Source organism: Aliiglaciecola lipolytica (assembly GCF_018860635.1).
In the GTDB taxonomy this organism is placed as follows: Bacteria; Pseudomonadota; Gammaproteobacteria; order Enterobacterales; family Alteromonadaceae; genus Aliiglaciecola; species Aliiglaciecola lipolytica_A.
In genome coordinates this window covers 271807-288771 of the sequence record NZ_JAHKPT010000025.1, presented here as the reverse complement: position 1 = coordinate 288771, position 16965 = coordinate 271807, and the positions used below count along the sequence as shown (strand labels likewise).

The 16965-nt window shown below is 36.3% G+C and carries 14 protein-coding genes and 2 pseudogenes; 9 read left to right on the top strand and 7 right to left on the bottom strand.

The features are described 5' to 3' along the window. Nucleotides 1–79: 79 nt before the first annotated feature. Nucleotides 80–904 carry a WYL domain-containing protein gene (locus KO530_RS13755; protein ID WP_216049013.1) on the top strand — a complete coding sequence of 275 codons (825 nt, stop codon included), beginning with the start codon at nt 80–82 and terminating at the stop codon, nt 902–904. 295 nt (nt 905–1199) lie between these two features. On the opposite strand, the gene KO530_RS13750 is transcribed toward KO530_RS13755, so the two are convergent. The 3 genes from KO530_RS13750 to KO530_RS13740 form a co-directional block, all read right to left on the bottom strand. After that, nucleotides 1200–3263: a sensor domain-containing diguanylate cyclase gene (locus KO530_RS13750; protein WP_252729283.1), complete on the bottom strand. Its 2064-nt coding sequence runs from the start codon at nt 3261–3263 to the stop codon at nt 1200–1202. A gap of 38 nt (nt 3264–3301) precedes the next feature. Beyond that, nucleotides 3302–3559 (bottom strand): hypothetical protein, encoded by a 258-nt coding sequence (locus tag KO530_RS13745; protein ID WP_216049011.1) that lies wholly within the window; start codon nt 3557–3559, stop codon nt 3302–3304. 537 nt (nt 3560–4096) lie between these two features. Then, nucleotides 4097–4705 (bottom strand): DNA-binding protein, encoded by a 609-nt coding sequence (locus KO530_RS13740; RefSeq protein ID WP_216049010.1) that lies wholly within the window; start codon nt 4703–4705, stop codon nt 4097–4099. Nucleotides 4706–4939: 234 nt separating this feature from the next. Here KO530_RS13740 and KO530_RS13735 point away from each other — a divergent pair, with 234 nt between their 5' ends. From KO530_RS13735 to KO530_RS13715, 5 genes are all read left to right on the top strand, one after another. Beyond that, the gene (locus KO530_RS13735; RefSeq protein WP_216049009.1) at nt 4940–5527 is read left to right on the top strand and encodes a recombinase family protein; all 588 of its coding nucleotides are present in this window, start codon (nt 4940–4942) and stop codon (nt 5525–5527) included. Then, complete coding sequence (kwaA, locus tag KO530_RS13730; RefSeq protein WP_216049008.1) at nt 5524–6102, top strand: anti-phage protein KwaA; 579 nt, start codon at nt 5524–5526, stop codon at nt 6100–6102. Before KO530_RS13735 ends, kwaA begins: the two co-directional genes overlap by 4 nt. Further along, nucleotides 6102–7067, top strand: coding sequence for an anti-phage protein KwaB (kwaB, locus tag KO530_RS13725; protein WP_216049007.1), 966 nt, complete (start codon nt 6102–6104; stop codon nt 7065–7067). Before kwaA ends, kwaB begins: the two co-directional genes overlap by 1 nt. Nucleotides 7068–7130: 63 nt before the next feature. Continuing rightward, nucleotides 7131–8024: a HamA C-terminal domain-containing protein gene (locus KO530_RS13720; RefSeq protein WP_216049006.1), complete on the top strand. Its 894-nt coding sequence runs from the start codon at nt 7131–7133 to the stop codon at nt 8022–8024. Further along, nucleotides 8021–10522: a DEAD/DEAH box helicase gene (locus KO530_RS13715; protein ID WP_216049005.1), complete on the top strand. Its 2502-nt coding sequence runs from the start codon at nt 8021–8023 to the stop codon at nt 10520–10522. Before KO530_RS13720 ends, KO530_RS13715 begins: the two co-directional genes overlap by 4 nt. A gap of 22 nt (nt 10523–10544) precedes the next feature. On the opposite strand, the gene KO530_RS13710 is transcribed toward KO530_RS13715, so the two are convergent. Then, nucleotides 10545–11399 carry a DUF6731 family protein gene (locus tag KO530_RS13710; protein WP_216049004.1) on the bottom strand — a complete coding sequence of 285 codons (855 nt, stop codon included), beginning with the start codon at nt 11397–11399 and terminating at the stop codon, nt 10545–10547. 279 nt (nt 11400–11678) lie between these two features. On the opposite strand from KO530_RS13710, the pseudogene KO530_RS13705 reads away from it, so the two are divergent. Beyond that, nucleotides 11679–12128, top strand: a pseudogene (locus KO530_RS13705) (integrase core domain-containing protein); the annotation flags it as partial. Between the two features lie 803 nt (nt 12129–12931). Next, nucleotides 12932–13765, top strand: coding sequence for a hypothetical protein (locus KO530_RS13700; RefSeq protein ID WP_216049003.1), 834 nt, complete (start codon nt 12932–12934; stop codon nt 13763–13765). Nucleotides 13766–14237: 472 nt separating this feature from the next. Here the strand turns inward: KO530_RS13700 and KO530_RS21995 are convergent, their stop codons facing one another. From KO530_RS21995 to KO530_RS13685, 3 genes and pseudogenes are all read right to left on the bottom strand, one after another. Beyond that, nucleotides 14238–14576: a response regulator gene (locus KO530_RS21995; RefSeq protein WP_289847905.1), complete on the bottom strand. Its 339-nt coding sequence runs from the start codon at nt 14574–14576 to the stop codon at nt 14238–14240. Between the two features lie 87 nt (nt 14577–14663). Continuing rightward, nucleotides 14664–14993, bottom strand: a pseudogene (locus KO530_RS21990) (ATP-binding protein); the annotation flags it as partial. After that, the gene (locus tag KO530_RS13685) at nt 14974–15570 is read right to left on the bottom strand and encodes a type I restriction-modification system subunit M N-terminal domain-containing protein (protein WP_252729257.1); all 597 of its coding nucleotides are present in this window, start codon (nt 15568–15570) and stop codon (nt 14974–14976) included. The gene KO530_RS13685 and the pseudogene KO530_RS21990, both read right to left, overlap by 20 nt. A gap of 315 nt (nt 15571–15885) precedes the next feature. Between KO530_RS13685 and KO530_RS13680 the strand changes: the two genes are divergently transcribed. Beyond that, on the top strand, nt 15886–16719 hold the full coding sequence (locus KO530_RS13680) for an HD domain-containing protein (protein WP_216049001.1): 834 nt from the start codon (nt 15886–15888) through the stop codon (nt 16717–16719). Nucleotides 16720–16965 lie beyond the last annotated feature (246 nt).

Here is a 16965-nt window from a genome sequence, read left to right as displayed (position 1 = left end):
GTATATTAATATTCACTATACATTAGTATGCACTATATATTATATTATGTAGATAGATCAACTGGGATTTTATTGACCAATGGAAAACATCACCGACATTCGGCAAGAAAGACGACTACGTTATATCGATTTATGTGCTTTTGTACTCGGAACTACAAACAGACGTCAGCTAATGAATCGTTTTGAAATCAAAGAAGCTTGGTCCACCCGTGACTTTAAGTGTTACCAAGAAATGGCTGAGAACAATCTTATTTATAACCATCGATTGAGAGCCTACGCTCCAACAAAATGGTTCAGCCCTTGTTTTGAACATCAAATAGAAGAAGCAATTGATCTAGTTTCTTCTGGTACGCAACGACTTGTGTGTGAGCCTAAGTTTGCCAAAAACGTAAATAGTTACAGAATTCCAAGTGTTATGCCGGAGTTAAAGGTTGTCGCACCGATTTTCAGAGCACTCAACCTTGGAATTAAAGTAGACATTAATTACTTATCGCGTAGCAGTGGCGAATCCAGCAGGATAATTGCCCCGCACACACTGATCGAAACAGGTAATTTTGTGTACATCAGGGCTTTTGACCACAAGTCAGGAGACTTCAGAAGCTTTAAGTTGAATCGAGTCGTTGCCTCTCGTGACTCTGAGATTTCAGTTGAGGAAAAACAGACCAAACCTTTTGATCCTGATTGGAATCAAGAGGTTGAAATTAAAATTGGTATCAATGGTAAACCAAAAAAACCTGAAGCCATTACCTTTGATTACGGATTAGAGTCAGGACAAATAGTACTTAAGATGAGAAAAGCCTTAGTGTTCTATTTTTTATCTGATTGGAATATTGCTCCTTTAGAGTACGACTGTCTACCAGATAAGCTTTTCCCCCTCAAAGTGCTGGAAATTACCACATTGTAACTATGTAATTGGTGAAACTATCAGTGTAATGGCATAGTTGATTTGGCCACCTAACTAGAGGTGCTATGCTATTGGCATAGTAGAGTTAGGTGACAAAATGAGCAAGCAAACAAGGCGAACATTCAGCCCAGAATTGAAGTTGATCTAACGTAGAGGTCGTTCTATATCTGTCGGCCCATTAAAAAGCCATGTCAATATCAGCAACCAATTTCAGTTAATAAAGTCGGTTATTACAAGGCCTTTATAAATTTTCTCATGATGGTAAAACCCAAGCCTGACTGGCGAACCTAATGTCTTAGCTCGTCGAGCATTCGTCTCCGTCTTCATAAAGCCTGAAACCGTTCCTGCCATTGCGCTTCATCCGGTAGAGCGCGAGGTCAGCCTTTTTCAAAAGGTCATCAATTGAATCTGAACTCTGAGGGTCGAAGATAGCAATGCCAACACTAAGAGTAACCTGCATCTGAATATTATCGACACTAAATACTTCACTTATCGTATGAAAAATCTTTTCAGCTATCACTACGGTGTCATCAGGTTTGCTGATTTCGGTTAACATCAATACGAACTCGTCACCACCATGTCTAGCCAAAGTATCAGATGTTCTGATACAGAAACTTATTTTGTTCGCCAACCATTTAAGCAGTTTGTCACCAACATCGTGGCCATATTCATCGTTAACCTGTTTAAAATGATCGATATCTATATACATAACCGCAATAGGGCGGTTGTAGCGGCGACTTAGGGCAAAAGTACTGGATAGTCTGTCATACAATAACCGACGATTGGGCAGGCCCGTTAATTCATCATGAGTAGACTGATGCAAAATTTTATTCTGAAGCTCCTTTCGGTCAGTGATGTTCACAATCTGGGATACATAGTGAATAGGGGCTCCATAAATGTCGGTTACCATTGAAACACTGAGATAGATCCAGATAATTGAGCTATCTTTTCGAAAATAACGTTTCTCCATCTGATAGGTTTGTATTTCCTTTGCTGTAAGCGCTTTTAATTGTGCAAGGTCTGAGCTGATGTCATCAGGGTGAGTAATATCTTGGAAAGTCAGATTTAAAAGTTCTGCCTCCTCATATTGAAGCATGTCCAGCAATGACTGATTGACTTTGATCCATTCGCCGTTTAATCCCACCAGAGCGATTCCTATTGCCGACGTTTCAAATACTCCTCTAAACCGTTGCTCGCTTTCTCTGAGCGCCAACTCCAGACTTTTTTGAGATGTTATATCGGTATGGGTTCCAATAGTGCGAGCAACATCGCCATTTTCAGTCCAGCTAACGATGTCTCCTCTGGCTACAATCCAAAGCCATCGGCCATCACGGGCTTTAAGCCTGTGCTCTAAGCTGTAGAACTCCGTTTTACCGCTGATGAATTCATCAATAACAGCTTCAGCCCGCTCCCTGTCTTGGGGATGAAGCAAACGCTGCCACTCTGAAAATTCATTCTTGATCTCATCATCCGCATACCCCAGCATGGATTTCCATTTAGAGTCATAAGTCACTTCATTGGTCAGGTTATTCCAATCCCAAACGCCATGTGCAGCTCCAGATAGCGCGACATTTAACCTGAATTCTGTTTCAGACAACTCTCGGGTCATTGCCGCCGCTTTAGTTTCAGCACGTCTTTTGCTGGAAGATAATGTCCAGATAAGGAAAGTCAAAAGTACGGTAAATAATCCACCTACAAACATCACAATACTGGGCTCGATGTTGTCATATGTTTGGGCAAAACGGTTGTCTGCTGAGAACACGAATGTCCATGAACGTTGGGCAATCACTAACTGTTTGGTTCGAAGAAAAGGCAATTCGATGGTTTGTTGAGATGTACCCTTCGAGGAATAAAGCAATGACTCTCCGTTGGCAATGGTGTCATCGTAGATTGCCACGTTAATTTGCGACTCATTTAAAAGGATATTCTCAATTAGCGCACTAAAACTTAAAGACGCCTCAATCCAACCCAGAAAATTATCCGTAATTCCATTCGCTTGATTCACGCCCCCTCTGTACAAAGTAAGAAACAGCCTTACACCAGATAAAGGATCAGGAACACTCTCGCTTATCTGACTTGCCTTACCTGCAAGTGTCAATGCATTGCTCCGTTTTGCATCATCCATTGCAAGTTGAGCCGCCTTTTCGGTATACATGTCGAATCCGAAAACGCTTAAATTACCTTCGCTAAAAGGTTCGATAAATTTTATAGCAGTATACTGTTCCCGCTCCCCCTTTGGTGTCAAAGTATACTGAGGGAAACCTTCAGACCGAATACTGGCTATGTGCTGTTCGATTTTATTCGCCGCGATGCTAGTAATGAACGAGACGCAAATGATTTCCGGATAGTTTTCTTCCAGATTAAGTTCGTTTATATAGGCTTTAAACTCGCTTCTACTTATTTTTCTGAACCAACAAACAATCCCCTCACGCCATGAAGCACTTGTTCATAAGTTGCAAACCGTTCTTGGACTAAATCCAGAATATTGGTGGTTTTTTGCTGGAAGATTTTTTGTTTTTTTGTAGCGACCATATCTACAGTGTACTGATATGCCACTAGAGTCAGCGATAGACTCGTCACAAAAACGAAAATAGTTAAAACTAAAATCAGGTTTACGCGACACCATTTAAACAACAAACATATAGCTTCCTTCATAAACGCTTTTAACCGCCTCTTGGTTGACTATGTGCAATGTTTGAATATCCTGACCTTAGTCTATTCGCTAAAATGCTAATCAGACTCCGCGCTTTACAAAATTAACGCAACCGATATTGGGCTGGCTCATTACTGAGTAAATTTGCTTAATTTACGTCACCAATAGTCCGCCCTTATTGGCGGCATAAAAAACATTACGCTGTCCTTGAATCACCTAAGCAATACAAATTTATAGTTGCAACGCTATAATCGGCTGTCAAGTGTTAATCACTACGGATAAATAGTTAGAATTCATACCGCAATTAATGGCGCTCCGAATTGCCATTAAGTCAACCGGCAATAAATTCATCATTCCACAGTTGCTTAGGTCAGCTTTTTTATAAATTTTGTCGTAAGCAAGTTAACTTCATTGAGCACTTTTCAGACTAAAGAATATGTATTTAATGCATATTGCAAATGACAGCTTAGGGAAAATTCCTTAGTACAATAAACCAATTTTAATACGTACTACTTGATTAAAATTAAGAGTAACTAACATTACCGTTTTTGCAATGACTCTAATTTTCCTTCGAGCTTTCCAAAATCACGTTGCAATTTCTCGTATTGTTTTTCTTTTTCTTCTAACTTGAGGGAACGCTCAACTAAGGTGTCGAGTGAACCTTGTAACTTTGAGTTTTCCGCTAATAGTTTTTCATTTTTCGTACTTAGAGAGTCTAAAGTTGATTCAAGTTGATCTATTTTTCTGTCACTTGAGTCGATAGCTAATGAAGCTTGGTTTTCGGATTCTTCAAACGCAGCTATTTTTGATTGGTAATCCTCAATAGTAGATTTAACTCTCTTTTCAGCTACTTGTTGAGCTACCCGATAACTTTCAAGTGCTAATTTCTCCAGTTGGAGTTTGGCAGTTTGCTGATTCTTTTCTAATTTATCTAAAATTTCACTTGGTAGATCAATTTCTTCGACTTTTTCATCAACTACCACTTCTTTTTGGGCTACGTATTTTTCCCATACTTTTTTTATTCGTTCTGAGCTACCGCCGTCCAATCGATTTCTAATTGCAAACGGACTCACAAGCTTGCCTTCTGTTTCGATGATAATTCCCGCATCGATAATTTGTTGATCTGTAAATTCAGCTTTTCTACCCATACTTCACCCAAATAAGTTAATTAAGTTATTTAACTTAAATAAGTTTAGTAAATAATTTTTTGATTTTCAAATCAAAAATTGCTCACAACCCGCATTTGTTCACTTGCTCTTTGTAAGCGACATATATTTAGCGTACGTAAGTACCTTTGTTATTTCGTTCGTGTACGAATGTATAGATTTTGACTTACGTACAGTCATTGATTAGCCTGTACGAAAGGTATTGGTTTCGTACATATGAAAGTAGGGTTTGCACGAGTTTCTACTCAAGAACAAGATTTAAAGGTTCAACTGTCCAAGTTGAATGGCTTCGGCTGTGAAAAAGTTTTTCAAGGTAAGCAATCAGGCGCTTCAATTAAAAATGAAGAAAAACTTAAAGAATTAATTGAATTTATTCGTGAAGGTGATGAAGTTATTGTTACACGCCTTGATCGCTTAGGGCGCTCATTAAAGTCTATTCTTGATGCGATAGATAATATTCATAGTAAGGGCGCGTGTTTGAATATCATTGACGGCTCATTCAATACTAGCAATGATAATCCTTTCTCTAACGCTATGATAAATTTGTGTGGAGTCTTCGCTCAGCTAGAGCGGGATTTGATAAAGGCGAGAACTGCGGAGGGGCGAGCAGAAGCGAAGGCCAAAGGTAAACACCTTGGCCGAACATCTGCCTTGACAGACAAACAAGCTAAAGAGTTATATCAAGCGAAATTAAAAGGCGAATCTATATCCGCTCTTTCACGAAAATATGGTATTGGTAGACCTACTGTTCATCGCACATTAGAACGTATCGCGAAAGGGATTACTAAAAAGGAGGATAAATGATCAGACGGAAATTTGGGCTATACATTATTTCTCTTTGGTTATTATTTTTGTTAGTCATAATAATTACGGCGAAGATTCCGATCTGTTGGGGGGATAGTTGTCACTTTGTTGGTATCGAAAATTTAAATTCTTCTATCATAGTCCCGGCAATATGTGTTGTATGTTTGATTTGGGGTGGGTATGAATTCAAAAAATTTGATTTTGCAATAAAAGGCTCAACCAATATTCCTTTTAAATTGGTTAAGGTTGAAAGTATCAACTACGAACACTTAACATTTTTGGCGACATATATAATTCCATTGGTAACCTTTGATTTTGAAAGTACTCGATATTTGATTGTGTTAGCTTTGTTATTAGTCTTTATGGGGGTTATCTACATAAAGACGGATTTGTTCTATGCAAACCCTTCATTAGCATTACTGGGATTTCATATTTATAAGGCTGATGGTGACTTCAAAAACCATGAGTCTAGGCAAAATATAATAATCATTACTCGATGTAAGTTAAAAAGTTTAGATCGAGTGTCATACATTAAATTAGATGAAAGAATATACTACGGAGCAATAGTTGAATAATGAACAAGGAAGAACTTAATAATAAGCTGCAATACTTCTCCGACAATATCGAACAAATTGGCGTTACAGTATATGTACTTTTGAAAGGCGAAATTGTTCCGAAAAAACTAGATATAAGAGCGGATGATCTTCCTAGTATTAGAGCAATGTTTGTCGGAAATCTCGTCGATACAATAATTAATGATGAAGAATTAAGTGTTGTTCCTTTATCTACTTCTGACGAAAGAAAGAATGTTATTTACGAATATGATATTGATGTACCTGAGTCTTTGCAGGGCTTACAGTCAGTGATCGAGTCAGATGATCAAGATACTTTTGATCTTGAGAATGATGAAATTACTTCTGTATCCTCTCTTATCATTGAAATAGGTGACGAACAAAATCAAGTTGTATTATATAAAACGATGGCTCAAATTAATATATACGGGCGATCCAGTTTCTTTTTGAAAAAATCAGCTCATCGGTTTGAAGAGTTAAAAGAAGAGTTCTTCAGGTTAAGTTCAAATTTTCAATTTTTTAGGATTGATGATTCCTTACTGGTAATTGATCTTAAAACGTTGGAAAAGTCATTTGGCTTCCACGAAGTGATACAAAAAGAAGCTATGCTAGCGGTCGAAGCTGTTGAAGCTATTGAGTTGTTGGAAAATCCTGAAACTTTACATGAGTTAATTGACGATGTAACAACTGCTAGGAAACTCACCAAGATAGCAAAGAATTCCCCTGTTTTAAAAGCTGGCATTGAAAATCAGCGCATTGTTGAATTTTGTAGAGCATTCCCATCATTGAGGGGGAAAATTAGATTCAACGCAGCCAACGATAAGATTCAATTGGATACTAAAGTGTCAAAGAATTTATTTATTAAATTATTGATGGATGATTTCTTAACTTCTGAATTAACCAGTTTCCACTATACAAGCTTAGCTAAAGATGAAGCTGATGAGCAAGCTGATAATGATACTACATAGCATAATATTTTTAGATGGTTTTCATTAAAATAGATCTAATTTAAAGGGACGTAACAAAACGATATGGAAGCACGTTTAGAGCCACAAATAAAAAATAACGAAGAAATTAAAACAGTTTTAAGAAGAGTGAATGTTTCCTTTCAGTTAGCTGATGAAAGATGTGTCGAAACTTTGCTAGTTTATTTGCCTCCTGCCGATACAAATGACGCACTTACACAATTATTTTTAGCAATTAAAAACGGAATAATGGCTAATTTTGTTTTTAAATGCTCTGAAATTGAAAAGAAACTTGGCATCAAGAAAGATGGCGCTGCTAATAGACTCTTTGAAAAGGCAATTCGAAAACTGAGCCAACACACAGCTCAAGGCGAGTTGGGAGAGTTAATATTATTTACGTTAATGGATGTTTATTTAGAAGCCCCAAAGTTGCTCAGTAAAATCTCTACTAAGACTTCTCGCAAGGTGCCTGTTTTTGGTGCAGATGGTGTACATGGGCAATTTTATGATGGAAAGTTTAAACTTTTCCTTGGTGAATCTAAGCTCTATAAGGATTTCAAGTCTGCCGCAAGTGATGCTACTAAATCAATTAAATCTGCAAAAGATAAATATCAAGATGAGTTTGATTTAATTGATAGCTTCATGGACTTCCCAAATTTAGATGAAGAGTTGGAAGATCACCTTTTAGATATTTTGAATCCTGTTTCAAATTCTGACCTCGAAGATATATTGCACAATTCCTGCTTCATTGGTTTTGCGAAACCTGAGTTGCAAGAATGTACTCCGGATGAATTCGAACAAAAGTATATTGATATTGCTGGTGATTATATAGGTGATTTTTATAGGAAACTTGAAAAACAAGAGTTGCCTGTCAATAAAACGGTACTGATGATATTACCTTTCGAGTGTATTGATGATCTCGTTAAGCAATTTATTAAATATATGGATATTAAAAAATGAGTGAATTTGTAAAAAAGCTTACTTTAAAAGCTATGGCTAGTGACGACTTTAAAAGTGCTAGCAATGAATTGTTTCGCTCTTATATATTCAAGATGGTTGGAGGTAATGGGGAGCTTGATAGGAAACATGTAAAACAGTTGGCTTCAGTAGCCCAATACTTATATCAGGTTAATGATAGCAAGTTTCGAAAAGAAGGGGCAGCATTGCTCTCAATGCTTATAGATGTATCTGGTGATACATACCCAGAGGTAATAGGTATTGCGAATAAGGTATTTTCAAGCGCAGGTGATTTTCCTAATATTACACTTATTGAAAATAATTATCCCGAACTCAACTTTAGATATAGTTTTTATTCTGAAGCTGAAATGGAGTTCAGACAAGAGTTGAATACAGTAGAGGAATTAAATTTTCCACTCACGGACTTCCAAAGAACGCTTTGGGAAAACTTAATGTCCGATAATGATGTTATAACTGTTGCGCCAACTTCAGCGGGAAAAACTCATATTATCTTGAGTTATTTAACACGTCGGATGATTGACTCAGATGGTGCTTTTGCTGCGATAATCGTTCCAACTAGAGCGTTAATTTCTGAAGTGGCTAGTAAATTATATGAAATTGCCAAAGAACAAAGTTTTGAGCAGGAAATTGAAATTTGCACTGTTCCTCAAGATGGTGGTTATGCCGATAGAACATTTTTCGTAATGACTCAAGAAAGGTTATTTGATGCACTGCAATCAGGTGACATATCTTTTAACTTTTTGTTTATTGATGAAGCTCACAATATTGCTGATGAAAGCCGAGGCGTATTACTTCACTTAACAATAGATAAATTGCTGGAAAATAGTTTCCCTCAAGTAATTGTAAGTATGCCTTCTGCAAGCTATCAAGATTCCTTTTCATCTGTATTTAAAGATGTTGAATTCAAAAAAGAAATTACATCTTTTTCTCCTGTTGCGAAAATTATGATGGAGGTAAAGCTTGTAGGTAGAGAACTAGCTATTAATAGACTCAATACCAACGACAGTATACGAATTCCAAAGAACTTTACAGGCCTACATTTGGCAGACATATCCTTACGGCTTGGGCAGGGGCAAAGTAATATTATTTATAGAAATCAAACTGACCACTGTGAAAATATTGCACAAAATATAGCTAGTAAGATAGACAGTTTTGATACAACTGATGAGCTTGAAGAGGCCGCAGATTATGTGGAAAAGTTTATCCATAATCGTTTCACATTGGCTAATAACCTGCGCAAAGGAGTTGCCTTTCACTATGGACCACTACCTAGTTCATTGAGAGTTCTGATAGAAAACCTTGTTAAAGAGGATCAGATAAAATTTGTTGCATGTACTAGTACACTAGCCGAAGGTGTTAATCTACCTGCCAAGAACTTGTTTTTATTTAAGCCTATGCAGTCAAAAGGAAGGGGTGCTCCAGAAAGATTGGATGATGTCAAAATTAATAATATTACTGGTCGAGCTGGAAGAATGCTTGAACATTTTGCTGGTAATATTTTTATAGTTGAACCTGATGAATGGCAAGTAGATGATTATTTCGATGAAAATGATGGTGATGAAGACAAAATCCCTACATATTATAAAGCTTTAAATGAGGAACTCGTCTTTGTATTTCAAGCATTAGCCGGAACCTTTGCGCACGATGAGGACAACCAGTATAAGTTTTACACTATTGCAAACAAATTGATTAAAGAAATTGCAGAAGGGAAATTATATAACACTTTAGAGTCTCCTGAGTTAGAGTTAAGCCAACATGAAATTACTGCCTTGGAGAACGCAGTTAAAATTGCTTATAGAAGCTTGAAAGTTGCACCCTTCACACTTGAAGCAAGTCCTACTATTGGTTATATACAACAAAACAAATTGTTTAATTTTTTGAATGGAATTGATGATTTGACTGATTGGATATTACCCCATCCAAAATCAAAAAGTCTCTATAGCGTATTAGTAAAAGTCTGTGAGAAGTTGGAGGAGTTTGGTGTTTATGCTCCGACTGGAGAATATCATATGTCATACATGTGCGTTATTGCCGCTAAATGGGTTCAAGGTGATAGTTTAAAAGAGATTATAAATGAACAAATCTTATGGATGGAAAAACGCAAAAATAAGGGGGATGGAATAAACCCTAATAAAGCCGTGAGGGATGTTATTAAAGTTATTAATAATGATATTAGGTTTAGAATGGCAAATGCTTTACGGTGCTATCAAGTATTACTAACAAATGTTATAGCCCTAAAAAAATTAGAACTATCGAGTACTAAGTTACATACATTTATTGAAATAGGAGCAAGTGACGATAGAGTGATTGAATTAATTAATATCGGTTTATCTCGTGAAGCTTCTAAAGAAATTAATGAAACGCTTGCTGATAATATTGAAGTAGGTTCTTTACATAAACTTTTAGAGTTGCTCAATAATGACGTGTTGGCTGGCATTCACCCTATAACCAGAAAAGAAATATTATCAATGTCTAAATAAAATAACGATTATGCACTCGTTATTACAAGGATTTAAAACTGGTTAGGGCTGCTTCTAAAACTTCTTGAGCAGCTTTTTCATCGATATATTTATGGCGTGTAGTAATTTCAGTTTTATAATTAAAGAATGCATTACCAAAATCTAAATGAACTACAGAGCCGTCTTCATTTTTTCCTTTAACTTTTAAAAGTGTACAGTCATCATGATTTGATAAATAATTTACAATCTCAATGACATTCTCTTTTGATAAACCCGAATCTTCTTTTTCATCAATGGCAAAATCTAAAGCAAGTTGCATGTTGCTCTCTAGGTATGGAGCACAACTTAAATCTCGAATTAACTGGGGGGCATTTTCAGATACATCTGAAAGTGACGATGTTCCTATTTTAAAATGCAGACTACTGTAATCACTTATTTCAGTTAATTTTGAAAACTCTTTTTCTTTTGGAATAAGCTCTAATTTAATTTTACTTGATCTATTATTACTGAACTGTTCCAACAATGACGTTCCAACGCTTTTCAAGCTAACACTTGGCCCCGACGTAAAGCCGATAACAAGCTTTAAATTTGGTACTATTTTAAAAAAATATGGGTCACCAATAATACCTTGGTTTATCGCTATGGAGGAAATCTTACCATCGCTTGTGGCTTTTGTTTGCCATGTATTCCTTTCACGAACTACTGTTACTGGAAAAACATTTAGCTTGGTAGAGTTAAATGCTTTTACTAAGTGCTTCTTATTTCGAATGTTGATAATCCGAGTTTGATTATCGTTACTTTGATTAGCTTGGTAATTGGAAATAAACTCACTAAAAAAAGAGTTCTCAGCTTCAATTGAGAAAAACCTGACAGTAATGCTCTTTTTTAATTTGTTCATAATAATCCGTTATGTAATCAAATGTATTTAAATGCTTTGTACTATTGTAAGAGAATTTCTCATATTTATAAGAAAAAGTCCATAACAACTGTTTTAACATACAGTGTGTCATTATTGTAAACCTAACTTTAACTAATACTAAATAGGGTTAGCCTAAAGAAAGTAACTTTGCTCTATATTGTGGCATATATGTGACCAGTATATTTATGTTATCTCAGCCTACGGCTACAATCAGGGAAACTTTCTTTAAATGTGATCGATAAAAGGGAGGGTTACAGTACAGCTGCAAACACATTAGACTTTATTGACGCAGTGGTTGAAGAGATGACGTTTCCAAACAGATCGAGGTAGAGAGTTTTTTGCTGAGAAAGTTCAGAATCAAATGATGACACTAGGTATTAATTTCGTCCAAATAAACCGGCATCGCCACACTTAAATGGAAAGGTCGAGCGTTCGCAAAAAACGGATAGAGCCGAATTCTACGCAACTGTAGATATTGATTCTGATTACTTGGATAATCAACTCTCTGAATGGCAGCACTACTACAAGTGGAATCGTCCACACGGCGTGCATAAAGGTAAAACGCCAATGGAAAAGTATTTCATAGTCTCAAACGGAACACCTTTCTCAGATGAAGTTTTAGATAACTATGAAATTAGTAATGAAAAGATTCAGGATGCCAATTACAAACTAGATTTAGAGATCTCAAGATTGAAACGATCTCTATGAATCACACATTTTAGCTTTATCAAGTCGAAATGGACAACAAGCGGTGAAACAGATGCAAGGCATTATTACCGCTCTTAGCGAACATAATTATCGATCCTTTGGACAAAGATTTAAAGAAATGCGTTAGCAAATTTGCCCGCTATGCGGATGACTTGACTCTACTTGTGAACACGCCCCTGAGGGCATAAACGCGTCCTTCATGTAATCAGCAAGCACCTGATTCAGCGTTTAAAATTGTGGTTGTGACCACGACCAAAATCCACATTGCTAGCACCCGCTGAACACGAGATAAAGCCTCTTATGATTGGCTGTTGCAGTGCTTTAAGCAATCATCGAAACCGCCAAAACAATTGGTTTAGTTGTTATTCGGTTACCTAATGCACCTGCTGTCGCAGCCTATCAACTTAGAAATCGATATTGAGCAATTCCTGCCATGGTACGTGAAAATAGATTAGAAGGTTATCGTAAAAGAGGTACTTTAACCGTGCATTCAGTTATCAGTTACCTCGCGTACCTCCATCACCGAAAAAGGCGAAATTTAAACTGCTGTTAACAATTATTCCTTGTGTGTGGATATTTATGCTCTAGTAAAAAGTTTTGATGTAGAAGTATTTTTATCATTCGCCAATTCATTTGCTCCAAAGGGTGTATAAAAATATTACCTTTTATCACTGGTTTTAACATGATAACATCCTCACCCGAAATTTTAGGGCGGGTTCTATTAGCTCGATAATAAGGCACAAGAACGTACCCAAATATAAAATTTCTAAAATGGAATATAAAATTATTTAATTGGAGTTGTAATGAAATATATAGTTGTAAGTTTAGTAGTTATCTGTAGTTTTTACTCAAAATTGAGCTTAAGTGAAAATTTATTTAGTTATTGTGACAGTTGCGTTTCGGAATATGATTTTGAAACAAAAGCTAGGTTCGATGCCATAGACCACGGAGGTTCTATGAACACCGTTACGGTGGTTAATCGTCCTGCTGCTCAGCATAAAAAGTATAGAGTTATAAATATAATTACTCAAGAGCCAGGGGTTCCACCTTCTGTTCATATTATAACTCTCGTACCTACCACTGACGAAATTCAAAAAGTAAGTACATTGTTAGATTTGTGGGGGGCAGCTAAAATTAGCGCTCTTGATGTAACAATCCCAAGCGAAATCGCAGATAGTGCCTATGATGTTGTTAAATCAAATAAATCTAATGATGTTATGGATTATGCAATTGAAAATCGCACATTTGAGGATTATCTAAATTATCAAATCTATCAAATAATGGATATGTTTTATTTAACTAAAGATTACCCTTATATATTAGATATTACTTTTTCAGATGGTAGTACTGCTAAAATAAGCTTTGATAAAATAAGCTTTAATGGTAGCTTATCGGGGGAGTTTATCGAGATGGTTGATAGTCAAAATAACACCATTAACCAGACATCTACAGCTGTCGCATCTGGTGCGCCAGTTGAATTGTCCGGTGAAACTAACGTAAACAATTACTTAGAAGCGATCAACAGACTAAACATTCCAGTCACGATTAATGGTGGTGGTACAGGAAGTGGTATCTCTATGACTTGTTCATCGAAAGAGACTGAAACTGGTCTTACCGTTACATGTAAAGTTCACTAAGGAGCAAATGATGGGATCTATTGGATATGTTCAAGTATTGTTCGTATTACTGATAATTTTTTTGCCTATAGTCCTTGTTCTAATTTCGAATAAACATTCAGGAACAAAAAAAGCTTTATGGCTTTTAGGGACACTACTTTTTAGCTGGATAGGTTACTTTCTTTTTTCAATAGTATTGGAAAATAAAAAGTCTCTAGACAAGTGATTTATATCCTGTAGTAGAACGAGTTGATATTTTTAAAGCCAGCACTTTATGCTGGCTTTTAATTTATAAGTGAACTGTCTAATAAGAACTCTATTGCGGGCATGACAACCTTTCCGGAATTATAGGTGTCTTGTTTGTAGATACTCAATGGACTGAAGATTTTGGCGAGTGTGTCGATTTTTACCAATCTACTAACGAAAAAAATTCCGACATTGCCTACATTCACTGTTTCTCGAATAATAGTCGAGGTAATAAAACTCAAAATGCCTACACCAAAGTTTTAAGTGGCATAAATAACGCCTCTAGGTCTATAGGTTTACCAATATGATAATCAAACCCAACAGCTAGATACTTTTTTATATCCTGAGAAGATACATTGGCAGTTAGAGACACTAATGGTACATCTTTAGAAATTCGCCGAATAAGCTGGCAAGCTTCGATCCCATCCATCACAGACATTTGAATATCCAAAAATACAATGTCAAATTGTCCATTTTGGAATAAATCGACTGCCTGTTGCCCATCATTTGTTATAACCAACTCTGCTTTGGTTGCTTCAAGCATAGCTTGAAATACCATTTGATTGATCTGATTATCCTCTGCCAATAATATTCGTTTATTGCTCAAATTAGGTAATTCAGATCTGAAAGCCTGTTCGTTATAAATTGTTGTTTCTGCCCGTTCTAGCGGTAACGTAACGGTAAATTCAACACCTAGTTTTAGTTCACTAGAGACGGTGATATTACCTTGCATCAAATTCACTAAATTTTTGCAAATAGACATACCTAATCCAGTGCCGCCAAACTTTCGTGTTATTGAGGTGTCTGCCTAAGAAAAGCGATCAAACAACGTATCAATGGTTTCCTGAGACATTCCAATACCCGTATCTTTCACTGTAAATTCTAAAGCTTTAGCTTCTACAGATATTCTAATTTCTACTCTACCGATTAAAGTAAACTTAATTGCGTTAGATACAAAGTTAACCAAAATTTGTTTAAAACGATTACCGTTGATAAGGTTCAATCACTTCTGTGATTAGCTTTACTAATGCTGAGGGCGTGAAGAACTCACCACCACCTTGACCTTCTGTTTTAGCAAACTCATTAAGGAAGTATTCGTAAATTCGACCGAAAATATCAGAACCAAGGCTGAAGTCGATGTCGTTAAAGTTTTTAAGCAAGCTTTTGAGTATATCGTTTTCAAAGCGAGTATAAGTTTTAGGCAGGGCATCTTTAATTGCTTCGTTATCTGCTTCAAGTGCTTTCATGGAGTTGTTAACATTAATACCGATGTTTGAACCTTCTGGTAATGCCAATAAATTAGAGTAGAGTGCATCATCCGGCACATACATAGCGCCTTCTGCTTGAATTTTTGATTTAATACCATGACCAAATAAAGCCCCACCTCGACGCCGTGAACTGTTTTGCTCTTCAATCATACTTTTTGCGAGTGAAAAACGATATTCAGCATACTTAAGGAAAATTAAGCCTAGTATTGGTCGGGAATACTCTTGCGCTATTAAGCCTGTGTTGGCTCGAAGTGAGTCAGTTGCTGACCATAATCGTTTTTCTAATTCTTCTATCTTTTTAAAATCTGCCATTTTTATAATCCTTCTTATAATTTCCTTTATATAAGGGGTGATTGATTTACATTTGTTAATGGTTACCAACAGCTAAATGTTCTGATAGAGAGTTTTTCTTTGATATTTTGTCAATCATTTATTTTAAAAGTGTATTAAATACAAATGGTTACGTTTATTTTTCATTGACCGCTTATTTTTCATGAATTAAGATTCGGCTAAGTAACGGTAATAATGATGATATGAACTCACACTCCTAATTCTCCTATTCGTACATCAGGCTTGGCTACTTAAGTTAGATTCAGCGTATTAATAGAAAGCTAGACGGGAGAAATCATGGGGTACGATACAAGTCTTAAGATAGCGTTAAAAAATATTAGCAACTGGATAGCGGCTAAATCTCTTTATTACAGTCCAGAGCGCAAGAAATATTTATACGGATTCTATGCCGGCCTAGGAAATTTTGACGTATATGAGTTGCCAAGCGAATATCAATGCTTAATTTCAAATAGCAGTCTTAAAGGCAATGAACTACATGCTGTTGTCTTATCAACATTACCTATTGAGCATACCACTACAGATGAGATGAAACCCTATGAGACACTAATTCGCTGTGTGTTCAGCGCTAAATTATACGGATATCAGCATTCCTGCTCTCTACATTCTGCGATTAAATTTGCCTCACTACATCATGCGAACCAAAAATGTAAGAGTACTGGCGAGCCATATGTAAACCACTTGATTGAAGTGGTGCAACTCATCCAGTTTTATGAATCAAATAGCAATGAAAATATGTTTATAGCGGCAGTTTTGCATAACATTTTAGAAGATACTGAGGTTACCAGTATTGGTCTAAAGTACCTATTTGGAAGCGAAGTTTCAAAAATAGTTCTAGAGCTGACGTGCAACTCAGCGGAAAATTCTGATGATAAAAAAATAGAATTACTTAATCAGATTTCCATAGGGAGTAATGCTGCGCAATCAATCAAATTAGCTGAAGTAATATCTAACGTATCTTCTATCCCTAGCCAGTGGTCGCTTGAACGGAAGTTAGCTTATATAGACTGGTGCAAAAAAGTAGCAAAAGTATGCTCATCTTCATCTAAGCGGCTATATGATCAATTTAATTTAAAAGTACAATTATTAGAAACTGCGGTAAACGACGAATAACAAATAGTTTTAAAATTAACACATGGGCTGACAGTGACAAACCCGCCTCCAAATAGCACGAACCCGAACATATATTGGAGCTTAGCTGCACAGCTAAAGTTGCTGTAGCGCGGGTGAATATTTATGATGCTTTGAAATATATTAATACTATTGCACTTGGCGGTGTTGCTTAAGCTAAACAGCTCTTGAAACTCGGCCGCTTGAGGCCGAGATATTTATTCCCCTCTCTTCATCTCGGATTAGAAA

Bases quoted from the DNA above. Each gene is read 5' to 3' on its own strand.
- KO530_RS13755 (WP_216049013.1), top strand. From the start codon at position 80: ATGGAAAACATCACCGACATTCGGCAAGAAAGACGACTACGTTATATC.
- KO530_RS13745 (WP_216049011.1), bottom strand. From the start codon at position 3,559: ATGAAGGAAGCTATATGTTTGTTGTTTAAATGGTGTCGCGTAAACCTG.
- KO530_RS13740 (WP_216049010.1), bottom strand. From the start codon at position 4,705: ATGGGTAGAAAAGCTGAATTTACAGATCAACAAATTATCGATGCGGGA.
- KO530_RS13735 (WP_216049009.1), top strand. From the start codon at position 4,940: ATGAAAGTAGGGTTTGCACGAGTTTCTACTCAAGAACAAGATTTAAAG.
- kwaA (WP_216049008.1), top strand. From the start codon at position 5,524: ATGATCAGACGGAAATTTGGGCTATACATTATTTCTCTTTGGTTATTA.
- kwaB (WP_216049007.1), top strand. From the start codon at position 6,102: ATGAACAAGGAAGAACTTAATAATAAGCTGCAATACTTCTCCGACAAT.
- KO530_RS13720 (WP_216049006.1), top strand. From the start codon at position 7,131: ATGGAAGCACGTTTAGAGCCACAAATAAAAAATAACGAAGAAATTAAA.
- KO530_RS13715 (WP_216049005.1), top strand. From the start codon at position 8,021: ATGAGTGAATTTGTAAAAAAGCTTACTTTAAAAGCTATGGCTAGTGAC.
- KO530_RS13710 (WP_216049004.1), bottom strand. From the start codon at position 11,399: ATGAACAAATTAAAAAAGAGCATTACTGTCAGGTTTTTCTCAATTGAA.
- KO530_RS13700 (WP_216049003.1), top strand. From the start codon at position 12,932: ATGAAATATATAGTTGTAAGTTTAGTAGTTATCTGTAGTTTTTACTCA.
- KO530_RS13685 (WP_252729257.1), bottom strand. From the start codon at position 15,570: ATGGCAGATTTTAAAAAGATAGAAGAATTAGAAAAACGATTATGGTCA.
- KO530_RS13680 (WP_216049001.1), top strand. From the start codon at position 15,886: ATGGGGTACGATACAAGTCTTAAGATAGCGTTAAAAAATATTAGCAAC.